Consider the following 19,450-nt stretch of genomic DNA (forward strand, 5'->3'; position numbering starts at 1 on the left):
GGAGCCAAGAAAGACCCTCGTAGCTCACACACGATGTAATACACTTCTGTTATGGACACTCCGCGCCCTGGCAAAACGAGAGTCACCAGCGTCTCCCTGCGCGCCGAGACCCTGGAGGCGATCCGTGCACGCGCGGGAAAGCAGGGCGTCTCCTCCTATATCGAGGAAGCCGTGCAGAGACAACTCCAGCGCGAAGCCATCGACGAGTACATCGCGGTCGCGGAAGCCGAACACGGGCCGGTCGAGCCGGCCGAGGTGTCGGCCAAGGCCGAGCGCATCCGCGCGCACCACGCCGCTCACCGTGGAGACGCCGCTCCGGCGGACGCCGCATGAGCGGCACCCTCGTTCTCGACAGCGAGGCACTCTCCAAGCTCTCCCGGCGGCACCGCGACATGACCGTGTGGCTGGACGTCGCCCGCACGCTGGACCTCCTGGTCGTGACGAGCGCGGCCACGCTGGTGGAGGCCCGCGATCCCAAGGTGCCGCAGGCTGCGTTCGACCACGCCGTGTCCCTGACCAAGGTGCGGCCCATCACAGAAGAGATCGCTCGTGCTGCAAGCAAGTTGCTGGTGTCCGAAGGCCTGCACGGGCACAAGTACGCCATCGACGCGATGCTTGCCGCCACCGCCCATCTGGAACACGGTGACGTGACAGTCGTGACGAGCGACCTCGATGATCTGCGGCGGCTGTGTCACCCGCGCGTCGCAGTCGAGCTGATCTGACTCGCCCGCCGCTTGCCTCGTTTTCGCAGCTCAGGGCGTGATAGGTGAACGAGGATTGACCGACGTCACGAGCGTCCCCAGCCGGATCCGCTCGGTGGCCGTCGCGGCCGCCGTCAGCGTGGGGACCGCCCCGAACCACGGCGCGTCCCGGAACGTCCGCCAGGACAGGTGGTCGTAGGTGTAGGCCGCGTGGAAACCGAGGTCCTCGGCCCGCCGCCAGATCTTCTGGCCCTCGCTCCGCCGGTGGATGGGGAGGATCACCGTGCTCAGTCGCATACGGGCGACCCTACGGGAGCGATCGTCGTGAGCCCTGGTCATCGAGGCGGGCCGGACCGGAGGATCAGTAGCGGCTCATGTGCGGCATCGCCTTCTCGGCAAGGTCGATGATCGCCTGTGCCTTCGGCAGATCGCCGTTCACCTCGTCGGGCGTGATTGCTGGAGCTTCGGCAGACCGGTACTCGCTCTCGTTGCGACGGATCCTCATCCGGCTGAACGGTCGCAGGACTCCGCCCAATGGCGGGTCGAGCTGCGCCTTCACCGTCTCGTACACGGCGACATGGCCACCCCTGCTCGTGGCACGGAGACCCTGGTTCATCAAGACCGCCGCAAGCGCCTTGCGCGCGGCGTCGTACGCGAGGCTGTACGCGCCGACCGGGTCGACGTCGAGGAGCAGCTTCGCGGAGGCCAGGTGCTGCCGTGCCTGAGCCAGCTCCGCCTGGGCATGCTCCGCAGACGCCGGCACCCTCTCGACCTCACGTCGTTGGATCAGGTCGTCAACTGTCGCACGGCCCTGTTCCCAGCGGTTCATGCGCCACTCTCCTTGTGCAGCGTCAGGCGGACCAGCGGTCGCTCGCGGACCGAGGTAAGGAACGGTTCGGCGCTCTCCGAGGCCCAGGCCAGTGGGGAGATACGGTGGACGTTGACCTCCCGGTGCAGCTCTCGCGACGCCTGCTCGGCGACGTCGAAAAGCTCGTCCGGGTCGGGCTGCCCGACGACCAGGACATCGACATCTCCTGGGATCGGACCGGGCTCCCCCTCGTAGCGGGCCGCCCACGAGCCGTAGATGTATGCCTCCTCGACTCCGTCGAGAATCGAGAGGGTCATCGTGAGTCGAGGCACTGGCCCGTATGTCACGAGCAGCAGGTCGCACAGCGGTCGATACAGCAGGGTGTCCGTTCGAGCGCTGATGATTCGGGTGCGGCCGAGCCGCTTCCCCGCGAGGATCTCAGCACCGATCAGCCTGTTCGCCTCTCTGAGCACTGCCGTGTGCGAGACGTCCAGCGCCTTGGCCAGTTCGCTGAGTGTCCAACTGCGTTCCGGGCTTAGCAGAGTGAGCGCCAACAGGTCCCCCTGCAGCTGAGACCGGAACAGGGGGAGCAGAGAGGGTGCAGAAGGCTTCATTACGCGCAGAATATCATGCGCTTAATGCATATGTTGCCTGACAGTCGGAGAGTGATCACGCTGCGTAAGGCAGCGGAGTGGGCAAGCTCGCGCAGTGACCGCTACCCACCCGGCTGCCCCACAGGCCGCTGGCGAGACACCCCTCCCGCACCTGCGCGAGTACCTGCTGCGGTCCCCCAACCCGGTCTTCACCCGAGGCTGCGGCGCAGCCTCCTCACCGATCAAAACCCGATCGAGCGTAGTACTCCTGATCCGCCGCCACGGTCCGGGGCGATGGCGATGGCGATGGCCTGCCCCGCAGTACAGCGTCATCTGTTCTCCGCGAAGGTCCGCCATGTCACCCGTGTCCCGCAACGGCAGGTCGAACACCAAGAAGCAGCAGGGCAACAAGAAGCGTTCGGGCAACCCGGCGTCCCCGAAGAACATCCCCACCCCGCGCGAGCGGCTGGATCTGTCGGACCTCCGCACCGGCAATCCCTTCGGGGATCCATCCGGCCTGTCGTTCCTGCAGCGGCTCGCGGGCGGGCGGTCCGCGCGACCCGACTGGTTCGGGCCGTCCGTCGAAGGGCTCCTCGACGACGCCGAGGTGTTGCTCGACGCCCAGGGCCCCCGTCAGCTGGAGGACATGACAGCTCGCCTGCTGGGAGCACACGTCCACAAGGCCGTCCAGGGCGAGCACTCCCTCTTCCTCGGCGACTGGGTCGAGGAACTGATCGACGTGGCGGAGCGACGGGCCCGGGAACGGCCGGTCGCCGGGGCGCCCGGCAGCCGGGCCGCCAACCTGCTCCTGCAAGGCCTGACTTCGGTCGGCTCACCCGCGATCGCGCACACGGCGGATGCGGCACTGTCCCGGCTGCACCCGGTCGTGCACGGCGCGGACATCGGGAGGGACTCGGCGGACCGGCTCGGCTCGGCAGCGAAACCGCTGATGACCGGAGACGTGTGGACTATGCGCGACGTGTACGGCAGCCGGCTGGGCGTCATCGCGGCCACCAGCTACCCGAACGGCACCGACCCGGCTGTCTGCCTCTTCGACATCGACGCCTGAGGCTTCGTCGTGCTCGCCGGAGGCGGCACCTTCGACGACGTCCAGCAGGCTGCCGCAGCCTGGCGCACCGCCGTCGGCGCGGCCGCCGCCGACAGCGTCCCGCAACCACTCGACAAGGCCCACACGGAAGCACTGCGCTGCCTCGTCGAGGTGGACCTGAGTGAGATCACCATCCGCGGAACTGAGTCGCGGGCGGTGTGGGACGAGTGGTTCCGTGCCCTGCGGCGCATCCACGACCTGTCCAACGCCCTGCAGCGGCACGGCAGCTCACTGCCGACGCCCCTCAACCTCTACCAGGACATCGACATCACGCCGACCGTGGAGGCGTTCTCCGCCTGGCTGCGACAGGAGCACGGCGAGGAACCCGATCCGGAGGCCGTGGACGCACTGGTCGGCGAGTGGCTGGAGGGCGCCCTGCCCGACACCGCCGACTCGGTGTCACCACATCGGATCGAGCACCAACTCGGCCTGATCAACGACTGGATGCCCGACCATCCGACCACCATCGGGGCCAAGCGGCTACTGCCGCACTGGGTGCGGTTCCTCGCCCAACGGACGGACCTCCCCGACACTGCGGCCGCCGCCGCCCTCGCAACGCTGGCCACCTTGTCCGAGGGTGGCCACCGGGCCGCCGAACACTGCCGCGACGTCCACTGATCGCGCTCCCGACGCAGGACAGGTCGAGCCGATCTGACGCCTTCATCGCGTCTCCTCGGCCCCTACGTCGCGTTCTCGCAGGTCAGGCCGTGATGGGTGAAAAAGGATTGACCGACGTCACGAGCGTCCCCAGCCGGATCCGCTCGGTGGCCGTCGCGGCCGCCGTCAGCGTGGGGACCGCCCCGAACCACGGCGCGTCCCGGAACGTCCGCCAGGACAGGTGGTCGTAGGTGTAGGCCGCGTGGAAGCCGAGGTCCTCGGCCCGCCGCCAGATCTTCTGCCCCTCGGCCCACCGGTGGATGGGGAGGATCACGGTACTCAGACGCATGCTGCCGACCTTATGTGGCGAAGCCTGACGAAGCCGGCGCATACCAGCGGTATGCTTGCCCCATGGCAGCCACCACGCGCATTACGGTCACCCTGCCCACTGAGCAGGTGGCCGAGTTGAAGAAGCTTACGGACAACGTCTCCGGCTACGTCGCCGAAGCGGTCGCCCGACAGATCAGGCACCAGTTGCTCGGCGAAGAGCTCCGCCGGTACGAGGAGGAGCACGGTGCGTTCACGGAAGAGGAGCTCGCTGCCGCGCACGCGAGGATCTTCGGTTCGTCCGAGCCCGGCAGTGTGGCGAACGCCGCGTGAGCGAGCGCATTGAGACCGTCGTGCTGGACTCCCAGGGAGTGTCTGCCTGGATTTCACAAGACCGCGACGTGCTTGCGATGATCAGGTCTTTTCACTCCATGGCGGCCGGCCTGGTGGTCGGAGCGAACACCATCGTGGAGATCTCGCACGCACGGGTGAATTCAGCTCGGCTGAACTGGGTGCTGTCGCAGGTCAAGATCGAGGCCGTCACCGAACAGGCCGCCAGGACCTCCGCAGCATTGCTCAAGCACACCGGCCTGCATGGCCACAAGTACGCGATTGACGCGACCGTCGCCGAGATGGCGCTGCGTCAGCCGGGACCGGTGGCCATGCTCACCTCGGACATCGACGACATGGCGAAGCTCTGCGGCGACCGCGTCCGGCTCATCGCGGTCTGAGGCCCGGCGTAGCGGAGCCTGGCTGTTCCGCTGGCTTCCCGCAGGTCAGACCGTGATGGGTGAAAAAGGATTGACCGAGGTCACGAGCGTCCCGAGCCGGATCCGCTCGGTGGCGGTCGCGGCGGCCGTCAGGGTGGGGACCGCCCCGAACCACGGCTCGTCCCGGAACGACCGCCAGGAGAGGTGGTCGTAGGTGTAGGCCACGTGGAAGCCGAGGTCCTCGGCCCGCCGCCAGATCTTCTGCCCCTCGGCCCACCGGTGGATGGGGAGGATCACGGTGCTCAAGCGCATGCTGCCGACCTTGCGTGTGTTTCCGGGCCGATCGCCGACACCTTCACACACCGTGTACTACAGTTTTTCCATGGATACGCCGCGTCCTGGCAAGACCCGAGTCACCAGCGTCTCCCTGCGCGCCGAGACGCTGGAAGCGATTCGCGCCCGTGCGGGCAAGCAGGGTGTCTCCTCCTACATCGAGGAGGCCGTGCAACGACAGCTCCAGCGCGAAGCCATCGACGAGTACATCGAGGCCGCCGAAAGTGATCATGGCCCGGTGGATCCGGCCGAGGCGGCTGCCAAGGCCGAGCGCATCCGCGCGCACCACGCCGCCCACCGCGGAGGATCCACCCCGGCGAATGCCGCGTGAGCGGCACGCTCGTTCTCGACAGCGAGGCCCTCTCCAAGCTGTCCCGGCGACATCGCGACATGACCGTGTGGCTGGACGTCGCCCGCACGCTGGATCTTCTGGTGGTGACGAGTGCGGCCATCCTGGTGGAGGCGCGCGACCCCAAGGTGCCGCAAGCGGCGTTCGACCACGCGGTCTCCCTCGCCAAGGTGCGCCCCGTCACGGAGGAGATCGCACGGGCGGCAAGCAAGCTGCTGACAGCTGAGGAGCTGCACGGCCACACGTACGCCATCGACGCGATGCTCGCGGCCACCGCGCACGCGGAGCACGGCGACGTGACCGTTGTGACCAGCGATGTCGACGATCTGCGCCGCCTCTGTCACCGCCGCATCGCGATCGAGCCGATCTGACCGACTCGGCGTGCCGTAGCGGCTCTTTAGCGCGTTCTCGCGGGTCGGGCTGCGATAGGTGAAAGAGGATCGGCCGAGGTCACCAGGGTGCCCAGCCGGATCCGCTCGGTCGCGGTGGCGGCGGCGGACGGCTTGCGGATCGTCGTCACCAACGACACGAAGCGACTCAGCCGCCCACCTGAGGGTGGTCGCCGTCGCCGAATCCGGCCTGCATCGCATCGAGTGCCGCCAGAACCACGGGCGGACCGGGCGCGTCCGCTGCCGGGAAGCACCCCGCCGGACCAGTCGGACCCCGTCGGACCCCGTCGCGGCCCGTCCGGGACACGGGGGGCCGTCCCGCACCTCTCCCGGGCGTCGGCCCGGTGCGCGAAGATGGAGCGGTGACCGCCACCCCGCACCGCAGCACCCCGCACCGTGCCCGCCTGATCGCCACCGACCTGGACGGCACGCTGCTGTGCCGGGGCGGCACGGTCTCCGACCGGACGGCGGCGGCGCTGGTCGCCGCCGAGCGGGCGGGCCTCCGGGTGGTCTTCGTGACCGGGCGGCCGCCGCGCTGGATGGCGCAGCTGAGCGGGCACATCGGCGGTCACGGTGTCGCGATCTGTTCGAACGGCGGTGCGGTGGTCGACGTGCACCGCGGGGAGCTGCTGGAGTCGTTCCCGCTGGCCTCGGAGCAGGCGCTGGCGGTCGTCCGGCTGTTGCGCGAGCGGCTGCCGGGGACGGCGTTCGCCTTCGAGTTCCCCGGGGGGTTCGCCCGCGAACCGGAGTACGACCTGGTGATGTGGGAGTCGGACAAGGACCACCCGGTCGCGTCGGCCGAGGAGCTGATCACGGAGGGCCGGGTGGACGGCCTGTTCAAGGTGCTCGCGAAGCACCCGGCGCTCGCCCCGGACCTCTTCCTCGGCCTCGCCAGGGAGGCGGCCGGGCATCTGGCCGAGATCACCCGGTCGAGCCCGGTCAGCCTGCTGGAGATCAGTGCGGCGGGCGTGACGAAGGCGAGCACGCTGGCCCGCTGGTGCACCGCACAGGGCATCGACCGTTCCGAGGTGGTGGCGTTCGGCGACATGCCGAACGACCTGGAGATGCTGGCGTGGGCCGGTGACTCGTACGCGGTCGCGAACGCGCACCCGGACGTGCTCGCGGCGGTCGCCCGGCACACGGTCAGCAACGAGGACGACGGTGTGGCGGCGGTCATCGAGACGCTGTTCTGATCCTGTGCCGATCCGGGGGCTCCCGGGCCACCGGGCTTGCCCGGTGGGTAGATTGGATGCCCGTCAGATGCGGCCGGTCGGCCGCGCACCGACGGGGGGATCCACCATCGTGACCACGCACCGAGCCGTCCGGGTCGTCGCCGCCGCCGTGGCGGTGACCGCCGCGCTGTCGCTCACCGCCTGCGGGACGGGCAGCGGCAAGTCCAAGCACAGGTCCGGTTCGCACAAGACCGGGTCGACCTCGCACCCGACGTCGACCAGGACGTCCACCGCGACGGCGTCCCCGACGAGGTCGTGCCGCGCGTCGGTGGTGCCGAGCGGCCACCGGATGGTGGCGGTCGAGCGCAGGCCGGCGTCGGCGACGCAGCTCACCGCACGGGACGCGGTGTACGCGTGCGGGCGCGGCTGGCAGCCGAGCGGACAGGAGCGGACGTACACCGTCGCGGCGGGTGCCGCCGCGACGCTGGCCGGTGCCGGCGCCCCTCAGCAGGTCGCGGTCACCCGCCTCGTCGAGCACCTCGGCACCTGCCTCGCAGGCCGGCCGGACACGCCGGCCTGCCTCTCCGGGAGCACCTGGGAGCTGACCCTCGACCAGGCCGGCCGGGTGACGGCGATCGCCGAGCGTCCCGGTTCCTGACCGGTCGGCGGCCCGGCCCGCCGGTCAGAGCCGGGCCGTCCAGCGGACGGTGGTGCCGCGGCCGCGCGGGCCCGGTTCGTGCCAGGTGTCGCCGCCGAGGGCCTCGGCGCGCCGGCTGAGGTTGCGCAGGCCGCTGCGGCGGCCGCCCTCCGGGATGCCGACCCCGTCGTCGGTGACGGTGAGCAGCACCCCGGGCCTGCCGCCCTCCTCCGCGGCCGGACCGTCGGTGATCGGACCGTCGGTGATCGGACCGCCGGTGATCGGACCGCTGGTGATCGGACCGTCGACTGCCGGGCCGTCGGTGATCGGACGGCCCTCGTCGTCGAGGTGGACGGGGGCGGCGAGCCCGACCGTCACCCGGGAGGCCCGGGCGTGCCGGGCCGCGTTGGAGAGCATCTCGCGCAGTGCGGCGAGCAGTTGGCGGGCCGTGGGGTCGTCGACGAGGCTCTCGACCGGGCCGGTGAAGCCGACGGAGGGCTTGAAGCCGAGGGCGGCGGCGGCCTGGCTGGCCTCGCGCAGGACCCGGGTGCGCAGCGTGTCGGGTTCGTCCCCGGTGTCGTGCTGCAGGGCGTAGATGGTGGTGCGGACCTCCTGGATGGTGGCGTCGAGTTCGTCGACGGCCTTGCCGATGCCGTCCTGCACCTCGGGGACGACGGCCCGCCGGGCGGCGCCCTCCAGCATCATGCCGGTCGCGAACAGCCTCTGGATGACGAGGTCGTGGAGGTCGCGGGCGATGCGGTCGCGGTCCTGGAAGACGGCGAGGCGCTGCTGGTCGCGCTGGCCCTCGGCGAGCCGGAGCGCGAGGGCGGCCTGCGAGGCGAAGGTCTGGGCGAGCTGTTTCTCGCTCTCGCTGAACGGCACGGTGCCGCGGTTGCGCCAGATCGCCAGGCCGCCGAGCACCCGCCCGGCGGAGACCATCGGCACCGCCAGCGACGGGCCGAAGCGGCGGGCGAGCCGGATCACCACACCCGGGTGGGTGGACATGTCCTCGAAGTGGACGCTCTCGCCGGCCAGCAGGCGTCCGGCGAAGCTGCCCTCCGGCATGAGCTCGCCGCGGACGTACTCGGCGGCCTCGCCGGAGGCGTGGGCGACCCGCATCTGGCCGCTGCCGGCGGGCAGCAGGATCATGCCGAGCGCGCCGTCGGCGAGTTCGCGGACCTGCTCGGCGGCGACGGTGAGCGCCACCTCGGCCTCGTCGGCGGAGAGCAGGGCGGTGGTGACGGCGGCCGCACCGGCGATCCACCGTTCGCGCCGGCGGCCCGCCTCGTAGAGTCGGGCGTTCTCGATGGCGACGCCGGCGGCGGTGGCGAGGGCCAGCACCACCTGCTCGTCCTCGGGGGTGAAGGCGCCGCCGCCCTGCTTCTCGGTGAGGTAGAGGTTGCCGAAGACCTCACCGCGCACCCGGATCGGCACGCCGAGGAACGAGGTCATCGGCGGGTGGTGCGGCGGGAAGCCGGAGGAGCGCGGGTCGTCGCGGAGGTCGGTCAGCCGGAGGGGTTCGGGGCGGTCGATGAGGGCGCCGAGGATGCCGCGGCCGGAGGGGAGCCCGCCGATCCGGTCGGCGGTGGTGTCGTCGATGCCGACGTGGATGAAGTCGGAGAGTCCGGTGCCGTGCGGGGAGACGACGCCGAGGGCGGCGTAGTCGGCGTCGACGAGTTCGGCGGCGCCGGCGGCGATGCGTTCCAGGGTGGCGTGCAGGTCGAGGCCGGAGCCGACCGAGACGACGGCCTCCAGCAGGCGCTGCATCCGGTCGGTGACGGCCGCCGCGGACTGCAGGCGTTCGGAGACCTCGGTGACGAGCGTGTCCAGCCCGAGCGAGGCGATCTCCGGCACGCGGTGCGAGGCCCGGACGGCCGGCGGTCCGTTTTCGGCTGACGGCTCCATGAGGCCGAGCCTAGGCCCGGTGGCCGGCTCGTGCCCGGGGCCGAGGGGCAGGGGCCGAGGGGCAGGCGCCCCCGGTGCGTCCCGACCGCGGCGGCCGGTCGGCGGTGCAGGTCGGCCGGGTGGCGGAGCGGGCCCGTCGGCCGGGGTCACGCGGTGAGGGCCGGGGCGGGTACGGCGAGGAGGTCGGCGGCCTGTTCGCGGTGGTGGAGGGCGGCGAGCAGGCCGTCCCGGCGTGCGGTCAGTTCCGACCAGCGGCCGCGTTCGGCGACGCGGCCGCCGTCGAGCACGATCACCTCGTCGACGGTGTCGTCGTCGAGCCCGGCGAGGCGGTGGGTGACGAGCAGGGTGGTGCGGCCCGCGGTGGCGGCGAGGAGGTCGGCGGTGAGGGCGTCGGCGGTGGGCAGGTCGAGGTGTTCGGCGGGCTCGTCGAGGACGAGGACGGGGAAGTCGGCGAGGAGGGCGCGGGCGAGGGCGAGGCGCTGCCGCTGGCCGCCGGAGAGGCGGGCGCCGTGTTCTCCGACCATGGTGTCGAGGCCGTCGGGCAGGGTGTCCGTCCAGTCGAGGAGCCGGGCGGCGGCGAGGGCTCCGCGCAGGTCCGACTCGTCGGCGTCGGGGCGGGCGAGGCGCAGGTTCTCCCGGAGCGAGCTGTCGAAGACGTGGGCGTCCTGGGCGCAGAGGCCGATGACGCGGCGGACGTCGTCGCCGTCGAGGGTGCGGGTGTCGACGGCGTCCGGGCCGAGGGTGACGGTGCCGGCGTGCTGGTCGAGCAGGCGGAGCAGGGCGTGGGCGAGGGTGGTCTTGCCGGAGCCGGACGGGCCGACGACGGCGATCCGGCGGCCGGCGGTGAGGTCGAGGTCGATGCCGTGGAGGGCGTCCCGCTGCTGCCCGGGCCAGCGGGCGGCGAGGCCGCGGACGGTGACGGGCAGCACCTCGTCGGGCAGTGGGGCGGGGGCGTCCGGCTCCGCGACGGGCACGGGGGCGGCGAGCACCTCGTCCAGCCGGGCGCGGGCCGTGCGGCTGCGCTCGCGGTACCGGACGGCGGTGGGCATGCCGGCGACCGCCTCGAACGCGGCGAGCGGGGTGAGGACCACGACGGCCAGGCACACCCCGGGCAGGGCACCGGTGGCCACGCCGTGCACACCGGCGGCGGCGCTCGCGACGAGGGTCGCGCCGGTGACGAGCGCGGTGAGGCCGGCGCCGAGGGCGGCACCGGCGGCGGAGCGGGCGTCGAGGGCGGTGAGGCGCGCGTCCGCGGCACGGGCGGCGGCGAGCCGCCGGGGCAGGGCGCCGGCGACGGTGAGCTCGGCGGTGCCCGTGAGGGTGTCGACGACGGCGGTGGCGAGCTCGCCGCGGGCGGTGGCGCGGCGGCGGTCGGCGCGGCCGGAGAGCCGGGTCGCGAGCGCGGGGACGGCGGCGCCGCCGAGCAGCAGCCCGACGGCGAGGACCGCCCCGGCGGCGGGCAGCAGCAGGCCGAGGGCGGCGGCCGAGCCCGCCGACACGAGCAGGGCGACGGCGGCGGGCAGCCGCCAGCGCAGGTGGTGGTCCTGGACGGCGTCGACGTCGGCGACCAGCCGGGCGAGCAGGTCGCCGCGGCGGAACGCGGGCAGGCCGGCCGGGGCGAGGCGTTCGAGGCGGCGGTGGACGTCGGTGCGGATGCCGGCGAGCGCCCTCAGGACGGCGTCGTGGGAGACCAGCCGTTCGGCGTACCGGAAGACGGAACGGCCGATGCCGAAGGCGCGCACGGAGGTGACGGCGACCATGAGGTACAGCACGGGCGGCATCTGGGAGGCGCGCGAGATCAGCCAGCCGGAGGTGCCGAGCAGCGCGACCGCGCAGCCGAGGGCGAGGGTGCCGAGCAGCACCGCCGAGGCCAGCCGGGGCCGGGTGGCGGGGGCCGGTCCGGTCTCCGCCGGCCCGGCGGGGACGGCGGGCCGGGGCCGTACGGCGGCGGGGGTGCGGGCGGCGGGGACGTCGGCGTGCGGGGCGGCCGGCGCGGGTGCGGCCGGGCCGGGCAGGTGGTGCCGGTGGTCGGCGGCGGCCAGCAGCGCGGGCCGGTGGGCGACGAGCAGCACGGTGCGGGTGCCGCGCAGGGCGCGGACGGCCTCGACGACCGCGGCCTCGCTCGCACCGTCGAGGTGGGCGGTGGGCTCGTCGAGCAGCAGCAGCGGCCGGTCGGCGAGCAGGGCGCGGGCGAGGGCGAGGCGCTGCCGCTGGCCGGCGGAGAGCCCGGCGCCGCCCTCGCCGACGGTCGCGGCGGGGTCGGCGAAGTCGAGGGCGTGGGCGGCGGCGAGGGCGGCGTGGACCTCGGCGTCGGTGGCCTCCGGCCGGGCGAGCCGGACGTTGTCGGCGACGGTGCCGGCGAAGAGGTGCGGGTGCTGGGGCACCCAGGCGATCTGCTGACGCCAGGTGGCGGGGTCGAGGTCGGCGAGGTCGTGCCCGGCGACGCGGACGGTGCCGGCGTCGGGCGGGGTCAGGCCGAGGAGGACGGCGAGCAGGGTGGACTTCCCGGCGCCGCTGGGGCCGGTGAGGGCGGTGGTGGTGCCGGGCAGCAGGGTGAGGGTGGCGCCGTCGGGCGCGGGCGCGGCCCGGCCGGGCCGGGTGACGGTGACGCCGTCGAGGGTGATCACGGCGGTGCCGAGGGCGGGGGCGGGCCGGCGGCCGGCGGCGGGCAGCGGGGTCTCCAGCACCTCGAAGACCTGTCCGGCGGCGGTGAGGCCCTCGGCGCTGGAGTGGTAGAGCGCGCCGACCTGGCGGAGCGGCAGGTACACCTCGGGGGCGAGGACGAGCACCAGCAGGCCGGTCTCCAGGCCGAGGGTGCCGTCGACGAGCCGGAAACCGATGCCGACGGCGACCAGGGCGACGGAGAGCGTGGAGAGCAGCTCCAGGGCGAAGGAGGAGACGAAGGCGATCCGCAGGGTGCGCATCGTCGCGCGGCGGTGGTCGTCGGTGATCCGCGCGATGGTGCGGGCCTGGGCCTTGGCGCGGCCGAACACCTTGAGGGTGGGCAGGCCCGCGACGACGTCGAGGAAGTGGTGGGAGAGCCGGGCGAGGTGGTCCCACTGGCGGTCCATCCGGGACTGCGTGGCGAGGCCGATCAGCACCATGAACAGCGGGATCAGCGGCAGGGTGCCGGCGATGATCGCGGCCGAGGCCCAGTCGGCGCCGAGGATGCGGGCGAGCACCACGGCGGGCACGACGACGGCGAGGGCCAGCTGCGGGAGGTAGCGGGCGAAGTAGTCGTCGAGCGCGTCGATGCCGCGGGTGGCGAGGGTGGCGAGCTCCCCGGTGCGGCGGGCGTCGAGGCGGTCGGGGCCGAGGGCGGTGGCGTGCGCCAGCAGCCGGCCGCGCAGCTCGGACTTGACCCGGGCGACCGAGCGGTGGGCGGTCAGTTCGGTCAGCCAGGCCACCGCGGCCCGTCCGGCTGCGGTGGCGGCGAGGGCGAGCAGCGGACCGGTGAGGCCGTACGCGTGCTGCTGGAAGGCGCGGACGACGATCTCGGCGATCAGGCCGGCCTGGACGACGGTGAGGACGGCGCCGGCCCCGCCGAGCAGGACGGAGCCGGCGAGGAAGGCGCGGGTGGCGGCGGCGTACCGCAGCAGCCGGGGGTCGACGGGCTTCATCAGTGCTGCACGGCCGCGGGGATGTGCTGGACACCGATCCGCTTGCGGAACACCCAGTACGTCCACGCCTGGTAGAGCAGGACGATCGGGGTGAAGACGAGCGCGACGACCGTCATGACCTTGAGGGTGTAGGGCGAGGAGGCGGAGTTGGTGACGGTGAGGCTCCACGCCGGGTCGAGGGTGGAGGGCATGACGTCGGGGAAGAGCGCGAGGAAGAGCATCGCGACCGTGGCGGCGATCGTCGCACCGGACAGTCCGAACGCCCATCCCTCGCGGCCGGCCTGGTTGGCCGCCAGGGCGCCGAGCAGGGCGGCCACGGCGACGACGAGGGCGGCGAGGCTCCAGGCGTCGCCGGAGTGCGCCTGGGTCCAGATCAGGAACGCCGCGGCGAGGACGGCGGCGCCGAGCCCGAGCTGGAGCGCCAGGGCGCGGGCCCGGGTGCGGATGTCGCCGACCGTCTTGAGCGCGGCGAAGACCGCGCCGTGGAAGGTGAACAGCACGAGGGTGGTGAGGCCGCCGAGGATCGCGTACGGGCCGAGGAGGTCCCAGAAGGTGCCGGTGTAGTTCTTCTGCGCGTCGATGTCGACGCCGTGGACGATGTTGGCGAAGGCGACGCCCCACAGGAAGGCGGGGAGGAGGGAGGTCCAGAAGATGGCCTGCTCCCAGTTCCGCTGCCAGCGCTCCTCGGTGCGCTTGGCCCGGTACTCGAAGGCGACGCCGCGGACGATCAGGCAGACCAGGATGACCAGCAGCGGCAGGTAGAAGCCGCTGAACAGCGTGGCGTACCAGTCGGGGAAGGCCGCGAAGGTGGCGCCGCCCGCGGTGAGCAGCCAGACCTCGTTGCCGTCCCAGACCGGGCCGATGGTGTTGATGAGGACGCGCCGCTCGGTGGTGCCGCGGGCGAGCAGCCGGGTGAGGATGCCGATGCCGAAGTCGAAGCCTTCGAGGAAGAAGTAGCCGGTCCAGAGGACGGCGATGAGGATGAACCAGAGGTCGTGGAGGTGCATGCCGTTTCCGTCCTCAGTAGGCGAAGGCGAGGGGCTTGTCGGCGTCGTCGCCGCCGGACGGGCCGCGGAGGACGGGGTCCTGCGCGGGCGGCCGCTCGGACGTGTCCGGGCCGGGCTTGGCGTACTTGACGAGCAGTCCGACCTCGATGACCGCGAGGATCGCGTACAGCGCGGTGAGGGTGACCAGGCCGGCGGTCTGCATCCCGACGCCGACGCTGGGGGAGGATGCGTCCGCGGTCTTCATGAGGCCGAAGACGACCCACGGCTGCCGGCCCATCTCGGTGAAGATCCAGCCGAAGCTGTTGGCGATCAGCGGGAAGCCCATGGTGAGGATGCCGATCCGCCAGCTCCACCGGGTGAAGAAGGTGCTCATCTCCCGGTGCTTCGTCAGCATCAGGCGGGGTGCCTCCTCCTCGCCGGTGCGGTACTCCTCGGCGAGCCAGAACTTCCGCCGGGTGGTCCACAGGCCGATCAGCGCGGCGACGAAGGAGGACATCCCGAAGCCGATCATGAGGCGGAAGCCCCAGTAGGTGACGAAGATGCTGGGGATGTAGTCCTCGGGCTGCCCGCCGTACTTCGCGGCCTCGGCGGCGGCGGTGTCGTTGATGCCGGGGACGGCGGTGGAGAAGTCGCTGTGGGCGAGGAAGGACAGTATCCCCGGGATCTCCAGCTCGACCGAGTTGTGACCCTCGGAGACGTCGCCGACCGCGAAGATCGAGAACGGGGCGGGCGCCTGGGTGTCCCACAGGGCCTCGGCGGCTGCCATCTTCATCGGCTGCTGCTCGAACATCACCTTGGCGAGGGAGTCGCCGCTGACGGCGGTGCCGAGGCCGGCGACGACGGCCATGGCCAGGCCGACCCGCAGCGAGGTGCGCATGGCCGCGGTCTTCCGGCCGTCCGGCACCTTGCCGCGCTTGGACCGCCAGAGGTGGTACGAGGCGATGCCGACGACGAAGGCCGCTCCGGTGAGGAAGGCCGCGGTCAGGGTGTGGGAGACCTGGACGAGCGTGGTGTTCTGGAACAGCACCCGGCCGATGTCGGTGAGCCGGGCCTTGCCGGTGGCCGGGTCGACCCGGTAGCCGACGGGGTGCTGCATCCAGGAGTTGGCCGCGAGGATGAAGTACGCGGAGAGCGCGGTGCCGATCGCGACCATCCAGATGCAGGCGCAGTGGATCTTCTTGGGCAGCCGGTCCCAGCCGAAGATCCACAGGCCGATGAAGGTCGACTCGAAGAAGAAGGCGATCAGCGCCTCCATCGCGAGCGGGGCGCCGAAGACGTCGCCGACGAAGCGCGAGTAGTCGGACCAGTTCATGCCGAACTGGAACTCCTGGACGATGCCGGTGACCACGCCCATGGCGATGTTGATCAGGAAGAGCTTGCCCCAGAACTTGGTGGCGTGGAAGTACTTCTCCCGCCCGGTGCGCACCCAGGCCGTCTCCAGGCCCGCGACGAAGGCGGCCAGGCTGATGGTCAGGGGCACGAAGAGGAAGTGGTAGACGGTGGTGATGCCGAACTGCCATCGCGCAACGGTCTCGTGTGCGATTGCTAGGTCCACTGCACCCGCTCCTGTCGAAATCGCTCGTGTCGGACAAAACCGTCCTTAGCACGCATCCGTACCGAACCATGCCAAGCTTGCCCGCTTGTGAAAGTGAACACGTTCACAAGCGCAGTATGCACCATGCCTACGGAGGCCGAATCGGCGGGGTGTGCTTTTCGGACCGGCGGATATCCCTGCTGGTCCGCCTGTCGGATGATCCGATGAGACGGTCGGGGGTCACAAGCAACGCGTCGGCACGGCCCTTCGACGCCACGGCACTTGACAGCCGCCACCCGGCGCTGCCACGGCGGCCGCACCACGGGCCCGCCGCGGGCCGACCGCCCTGGGCGCGGGCCGAGCGCAGGCCGGGCGCGGGTCGCTGTGGGTCAGACCTGGCGCGGCAGGCGCACCCGGAAGGCCGCACCGGCGCCCGGGGCGGTGTCCAGGGTCAGGGTGCCGCCGTGCGCGTGCACCAGGGCCGAGGCGATGGCGAGGCCGAGCCCCGCTCCCCCGCCCTCCCGGCGCGTCCGCGAGGCGTCCACCCGGTAGAACCGCTCGAAGACCTGGAGCGCCTGATGCTCCGCCAGGCCCGGTCCGCGGTCGGCGACCTCCAGCAGGCAGCCGCCGTCGACCGAGCCGACGCCGATCCGCACCGCGGTGCCCGAGGGCGTGTGCTTGACCGCGTTGCCCACCAGGTTGGTCACCACCTGCCGCAGCCGGGCCTCGTCGCCCAGCACCGGCGCGGCCTGCGGGGCGCCGGTGCCGTCCGGCCCGGTCAGCGAGACCGGGCGGCCCGGGTCGAGCGCCGTCAGGTCGTGCAGGGCGTCGGCTGCGAGGGTGCGCAGGTCCATCGGCGCGAGGTCGAGCGGGCGCTCCTCGTCGAGGCGGGCCAGCATCAGCAGGTCCTCGACGAGCCCGCCCATCCGCACGGCCTCGGCCTCGATCCGGTCCATCGCCCGGTCGGTGTCCGGCAGCGCGCCCATCCGGTGCAGCTCGGCGAAGCCCCTGATGCCCGCCAGCGGGGTGCGCAGCTCGTGCGAGGCGTCCGCGACGAACCGGCGCATCCGCGCCTCCGACTCCGCGCGCACCGCGAACGCCGCCTCGATCTGCGCCAGCATGCCGTTCAGTGCCGCCGACAGCCGGCCGACCTCCGTACCGGCGGCCAGCTCCGGCATGCGGTGCGAGAGTTCGCCCGCGGCGATCCGGGCGGCGCCCTCCTCGATCCGGCGCAGCGGGGCCAGCCCGGCGCGTACGGCGAACAGGCCGAGCACGGCGATGAGCAGCAGCACGGCGCCGCCGATCGCGAGGAAGGCGGTGCGCAGGTGGTCGACGGTCTCCTCGACGTCGTCCAGCGAGACCGCGACCAGCACGTACGAGGGCAGCGGGGCGGTGGTGGCCGCGGTGCCGGTCGCCGCGGCGGCCGGGTCGACGGGCAGCACCAGGACCCGCCAGGTGCCCGAGCCGTGCTCGGCCGGGACGTCGAAGGCGGTCCGCTGACGGGCCGCCAGGGTGGCGCCGCTCAGCCGGCCGAGGGCGGGCGCCGCGTCGGACTCCGAGATCGGCTGGCGGAGCACCACCTGCAGGCCGCCGTCGGCCGCGAGGTAGTGGACGACGTACTGGCTGGGCAGGAACTGCGTGATGCGCCGTCCGGCGCCCTGGCCGGTACCCGCGCCGGCGGCCGTGCCCGTACCCGCCGCCTGACCCGTGCCCGTACCCATGCCCGTGCCCGTGCCCGCGGTCTGACCGGCCGTCGCCGCCGGGCGGCCGGGGACGCGCCGGGACAGCGGCTCGCCGTAGCGTGCCAGCTGCTGGTCGGTGCGGTCCACCAGCTGGGACTCCACCGTGCCGATCACGAGGGTGTCGCTGACCACCAGGCCGGTGGTGACGAGCAGCAGGGCCAGCACGAGGAGTCGGACCCGCAGCGAGAGCCGGGCCATCCGTCAGCCCTGCGGCGGGCGGCGCAGGGCGTAGCCGATGCCCCGCACGGTGTGGATCAGCTTGGGGCCGTGCACGGGGGTGCCGGAGTCGAGCTTGCGGCGCAGGTAGGAGATGTACGACTCGACGATGGAGAGGTCGCCGCCGAAGTCGTAGGCCCACACGTGGTCGAGGATCTGCGCCTTGGAGACCACCCGGCCGACGTTGGCCATGAGGTAGTGCAGCAGCTTGAACTCGGTGGGGGAGAGCGAGACCGTCCGGCCGGCCCGGGTGACCTCGTGCGCGACGGGGTCGAGCGTGAGGTCGGCGACGATGAGGCGGCCGTCCTCGCTCGGGCCGCCGGCGCGGCGCAGGATGGCCCGGATGCGGGCGATCAGCTCTTCCAGGCTGAACGGCTTGGTGACGTAGTCGTCCGCGCCGAGGGCGAGGCCCTGCACCTTGTCGCCGGTGCCGTCCCGGGCGGTGAGCAGGAGCACCGGAACGTGCTCGCCGGCGGTGGGCCACTGCGTCTGGTCGCGGAGCCGCTCGACGACGGTGAAGCCGTCGAGGTCGGGGAGCATCACGTCGAGCACCACGAGGTCGGGCCGTTCGGCGGCGACGGCGGCGAGCGCCTCCTCGCCGGTGGCGGCCGAGGCGACCCTGAAGCCGGAGAACCGCAGGCTGGCGGAGAGCAGCTCGCGGATGTTCGGTTCGTCGTCGACGACCAGCAGGAACGCCTCACCGGGCGCGGCGGTCGCACCGCCCGCGATCTGCACTGTCCCTGACACGAGTCCTGAGCCTCCCGGTCCTCACGATTTCTTCTCATCGGACGATAGCCCGGGAAGGCTATGCGGGGTTGATGAAAGTTGGATGATTGTGGCTTTCATCATGGTATGCCGCGTGTCGCGCTCTCCCGACCGGCCCCGCCCGCCTCCACGGCCCGCCTCCATGGGCCGCCTCCACCGGCCGCTGCTCCGGCCCGCTCCGGCCCGCTCCGGCGGCGGAACGGCGGCGGAACGGCAGAAGCGGGCCCGGTCCACCGAACCGGGCCCGCTCGTTCCTGGGGTCAGCCGTTGCCGGCGCCCGGAGCGCCACCGGGAGCCGCACCCGCGCCACCGGCCGCGGCACCGCGGGCCCCGCCGAACCCGCCCGCCGCCGCGCCCTCGGAGAGCTGGGTGGCGGTGTAGGTGCCGTCACTGCCCTTCTGCCCGATGACGGTCACGGTCTGGCCCGGCTGGAGGTCGGCGACCTTGCCGTCCTTGTTGAGGGTGACCTTCGTGGTGTCGCCGGTGGTCACCTTGACGGTGTTGCCGGAGGCGTCGGTCAGGTAGACGGTGGTGCCGTCCACCGAGGTGACGGTGCCGCGGGTGAAGCCGGCGCCCGCCGCGTTGCCGGTGCCGCCGGCGGCGTTGCCGGTGCCGCCGGCCCGGCCGCCGTAGCCGCCCGCCGCGCCGAAGCCGCCGTAGCCGCCCATCCCTCCCGGGGCCTGCCCGCGCCCGCCGGCGGCCTGCTGGCCGCCGCCCGTGCCGCTGTCGTTCTGGTACCAGGCGCCGCCCGCGAAGGACAGCACCGCGATCACCGCGCCGGCCAGGGCCAGCGTCGGCCAGGGCAGCTTGCGGCGGGGCGGGGCGGCGATCTCCGCGCTGATGTCGCGGACGTCGGGCCCCGAGGCCAGCAGCTCGGCGGGCTCCTGCGCGCCCGCCGTCAGGCCGGGGTCGTTGTGGCTGGTCATGGCTGGCGTCT

The 19,450-nt window shown here is 72.6% G+C and carries 19 protein-coding genes and 3 pseudogenes; 10 read left to right on the forward strand and 12 right to left on the reverse strand.

Features of this window, described 5'->3' with window-relative positions:
* The first annotated feature begins 51 nt into the window (after nucleotides 1–51).
* Nucleotides 52–333 (forward strand): hypothetical protein, encoded by a 282-nt coding sequence (locus OG335_RS18465; protein WP_405012217.1) that lies wholly within the window; start codon nucleotides 52–54, stop codon nucleotides 331–333.
* The gene (locus OG335_RS18470; RefSeq protein WP_405012218.1) at nucleotides 330–722 is read left to right on the forward strand and encodes a type II toxin-antitoxin system VapC family toxin; all 393 of its coding nucleotides are present in this window, start codon (nucleotides 330–332) and stop codon (nucleotides 720–722) included. Before OG335_RS18465 ends, OG335_RS18470 begins: the two co-directional genes overlap by 4 nt.
* A 36-nt stretch (nucleotides 723–758) precedes the next feature.
* Here OG335_RS18470 and OG335_RS18475 read toward each other — a convergent pair.
* From OG335_RS18475 to OG335_RS18485, 3 genes and pseudogenes are all read right to left on the reverse strand, one after another.
* Nucleotides 759–998 (reverse strand): annotated as a pseudogene (locus tag OG335_RS18475) (LLM class flavin-dependent oxidoreductase); the annotation flags it as partial.
* 64 nt (nucleotides 999–1,062) lie between these two features.
* Nucleotides 1,063–1,530 (reverse strand): hypothetical protein, encoded by a 468-nt coding sequence (locus tag OG335_RS18480; RefSeq protein ID WP_405012219.1) that lies wholly within the window; start codon nucleotides 1,528–1,530, stop codon nucleotides 1,063–1,065.
* A complete protein-coding gene (locus OG335_RS18485; protein WP_405012220.1) occupies nucleotides 1,527–2,063 on the reverse strand; it encodes an ArsR family transcriptional regulator in 537 nt (178 codons plus the stop codon). Before OG335_RS18485 ends, OG335_RS18480 begins: the two co-directional genes overlap by 4 nt.
* 394 nt (nucleotides 2,064–2,457) lie before the next feature.
* Here OG335_RS18485 and OG335_RS18490 point away from each other — a divergent pair, with 394 nt between their 5' ends.
* Complete coding sequence (locus OG335_RS18490; protein WP_405012221.1) at nucleotides 2,458–3,171, forward strand: hypothetical protein; 714 nt, start codon at nucleotides 2,458–2,460, stop codon at nucleotides 3,169–3,171.
* A gap of 9 nt (nucleotides 3,172–3,180) precedes the next feature.
* The gene (locus tag OG335_RS18495; protein WP_405012222.1) at nucleotides 3,181–3,828 is read left to right on the forward strand and encodes a hypothetical protein; all 648 of its coding nucleotides are present in this window, start codon (nucleotides 3,181–3,183) and stop codon (nucleotides 3,826–3,828) included.
* A gap of 88 nt (nucleotides 3,829–3,916) precedes the next feature.
* Here OG335_RS18495 and OG335_RS18500 read toward each other — a convergent pair.
* Nucleotides 3,917–4,156, reverse strand: a pseudogene (locus tag OG335_RS18500) (LLM class flavin-dependent oxidoreductase); the annotation flags it as partial.
* Nucleotides 4,157–4,218: 62 nt separating this feature from the next.
* Here OG335_RS18500 and OG335_RS18505 point away from each other — a divergent pair.
* Together OG335_RS18505 and OG335_RS18510 are read left to right on the forward strand one after the other, a co-directional pair.
* The gene (locus OG335_RS18505) at nucleotides 4,219–4,467 is read left to right on the forward strand and encodes a hypothetical protein (protein WP_405012223.1); all 249 of its coding nucleotides are present in this window, start codon (nucleotides 4,219–4,221) and stop codon (nucleotides 4,465–4,467) included.
* Nucleotides 4,464–4,865: a DNA-binding protein gene (locus tag OG335_RS18510; RefSeq protein ID WP_405012224.1), complete on the forward strand. Its 402-nt coding sequence runs from the start codon at nucleotides 4,464–4,466 to the stop codon at nucleotides 4,863–4,865. The genes OG335_RS18505 and OG335_RS18510 overlap by 4 nt, the downstream gene beginning before the upstream one ends.
* A 48-nt stretch (nucleotides 4,866–4,913) precedes the next feature.
* On the opposite strand, the pseudogene OG335_RS18515 reads toward OG335_RS18510, so the two are convergent.
* Nucleotides 4,914–5,156 (reverse strand): annotated as a pseudogene (locus tag OG335_RS18515) (LLM class flavin-dependent oxidoreductase); the annotation flags it as partial.
* Here OG335_RS18515 and OG335_RS18520 point away from each other — a divergent pair.
* From OG335_RS18520 to OG335_RS18535, 4 genes are all read left to right on the forward strand, one after another.
* The gene (locus OG335_RS18520; RefSeq protein ID WP_405012225.1) at nucleotides 5,143–5,508 is read left to right on the forward strand and encodes a hypothetical protein; all 366 of its coding nucleotides are present in this window, start codon (nucleotides 5,143–5,145) and stop codon (nucleotides 5,506–5,508) included. The pseudogene OG335_RS18515 and the gene OG335_RS18520 sit on opposite strands and share 14 nt — an antisense overlap.
* The gene (locus OG335_RS18525) at nucleotides 5,505–5,897 is read left to right on the forward strand and encodes a type II toxin-antitoxin system VapC family toxin (protein ID WP_405012226.1); all 393 of its coding nucleotides are present in this window, start codon (nucleotides 5,505–5,507) and stop codon (nucleotides 5,895–5,897) included. Before OG335_RS18520 ends, OG335_RS18525 begins: the two co-directional genes overlap by 4 nt.
* A gap of 380 nt (nucleotides 5,898–6,277) precedes the next feature.
* Nucleotides 6,278–7,108, forward strand: a complete 831-nt coding sequence (locus OG335_RS18530; protein WP_405012227.1) for an HAD family hydrolase — start codon at nucleotides 6,278–6,280, stop codon at nucleotides 7,106–7,108.
* A 109-nt stretch (nucleotides 7,109–7,217) separates the two neighbouring features.
* Complete coding sequence (locus OG335_RS18535) at nucleotides 7,218–7,745, forward strand: hypothetical protein (RefSeq protein ID WP_405012228.1); 528 nt, start codon at nucleotides 7,218–7,220, stop codon at nucleotides 7,743–7,745.
* Between the two features lie 24 nt (nucleotides 7,746–7,769).
* Here OG335_RS18535 and OG335_RS18540 read toward each other — a convergent pair whose 3' ends face one another.
* From OG335_RS18540 to OG335_RS18570, 7 genes are all read right to left on the reverse strand, one after another.
* A complete protein-coding gene (locus OG335_RS18540; RefSeq protein ID WP_405012229.1) occupies nucleotides 7,770–9,629 on the reverse strand; it encodes a GAF domain-containing protein in 1,860 nt (619 codons plus the stop codon).
* A 146-nt stretch (nucleotides 9,630–9,775) separates the two neighbouring features.
* A complete protein-coding gene (gene cydD, locus OG335_RS18545) occupies nucleotides 9,776–13,249 on the reverse strand; it encodes a thiol reductant ABC exporter subunit CydD (protein ID WP_405012230.1) in 3,474 nt (1,157 codons plus the stop codon).
* The gene (gene cydB, locus OG335_RS18550; RefSeq protein WP_405012231.1) at nucleotides 13,249–14,256 is read right to left on the reverse strand and encodes a cytochrome d ubiquinol oxidase subunit II; all 1,008 of its coding nucleotides are present in this window, start codon (nucleotides 14,254–14,256) and stop codon (nucleotides 13,249–13,251) included. The genes cydD and cydB overlap by 1 nt, the downstream gene beginning before the upstream one ends.
* A 13-nt stretch (nucleotides 14,257–14,269) precedes the next feature.
* Nucleotides 14,270–15,811, reverse strand: coding sequence for a cytochrome ubiquinol oxidase subunit I (locus OG335_RS18555; RefSeq protein WP_405012232.1), 1,542 nt, complete (start codon nucleotides 15,809–15,811; stop codon nucleotides 14,270–14,272).
* Nucleotides 15,812–16,179: 368 nt separating this feature from the next.
* Nucleotides 16,180–17,730 carry a sensor histidine kinase gene (locus tag OG335_RS18560; RefSeq protein WP_405012233.1) on the reverse strand — a complete coding sequence of 517 codons (1,551 nt, stop codon included), beginning with the start codon at nucleotides 17,728–17,730 and terminating at the stop codon, nucleotides 16,180–16,182.
* 3 nt (nucleotides 17,731–17,733) lie between these two features.
* A complete protein-coding gene (locus OG335_RS18565) occupies nucleotides 17,734–18,495 on the reverse strand; it encodes a response regulator transcription factor (RefSeq protein WP_405012234.1) in 762 nt (253 codons plus the stop codon).
* 278 nt (nucleotides 18,496–18,773) lie between these two features.
* Entirely contained in the window at nucleotides 18,774–19,439 is a 666-nt protein-coding gene (locus tag OG335_RS18570) for a DUF5666 domain-containing protein (RefSeq protein WP_405012235.1), read from the reverse strand.
* Nucleotides 19,440–19,450 lie beyond the last annotated feature (11 nt).

This window comes from Kitasatospora sp. NBC_01539, assembly GCF_045040525.1.
In the GTDB taxonomy this organism is placed as follows: domain Bacteria; phylum Actinomycetota; class Actinomycetes; order Streptomycetales; family Streptomycetaceae; genus Kitasatospora.

Bases quoted from the DNA above. Each gene is read 5' to 3' on its own strand.
- OG335_RS18465 (WP_405012217.1), top strand. From the start codon at position 52: ATGGACACTCCGCGCCCTGGCAAAACGAGAGTCACCAGCGTCTCCCTG.
- OG335_RS18470 (WP_405012218.1), top strand. From the start codon at position 330: ATGAGCGGCACCCTCGTTCTCGACAGCGAGGCACTCTCCAAGCTCTCC.
- OG335_RS18480 (WP_405012219.1), bottom strand. From the start codon at position 1,530: ATGAACCGCTGGGAACAGGGCCGTGCGACAGTTGACGACCTGATCCAA.
- OG335_RS18490 (WP_405012221.1), top strand. From the start codon at position 2,458: ATGTCACCCGTGTCCCGCAACGGCAGGTCGAACACCAAGAAGCAGCAG.
- OG335_RS18505 (WP_405012223.1), top strand. From the start codon at position 4,219: ATGGCAGCCACCACGCGCATTACGGTCACCCTGCCCACTGAGCAGGTG.
- OG335_RS18540 (WP_405012229.1), bottom strand. From the start codon at position 9,629: ATGGAGCCGTCAGCCGAAAACGGACCGCCGGCCGTCCGGGCCTCGCAC.
- cydD (WP_405012230.1), bottom strand. From the start codon at position 13,249: ATGAAGCCCGTCGACCCCCGGCTGCTGCGGTACGCCGCCGCCACCCGC.
- cydB (WP_405012231.1), bottom strand. From the start codon at position 14,256: ATGCACCTCCACGACCTCTGGTTCATCCTCATCGCCGTCCTCTGGACC.
- OG335_RS18560 (WP_405012233.1), bottom strand. From the start codon at position 17,730: ATGGCCCGGCTCTCGCTGCGGGTCCGACTCCTCGTGCTGGCCCTGCTG.
- OG335_RS18570 (WP_405012235.1), bottom strand. From the start codon at position 19,439: ATGACCAGCCACAACGACCCCGGCCTGACGGCGGGCGCGCAGGAGCCC.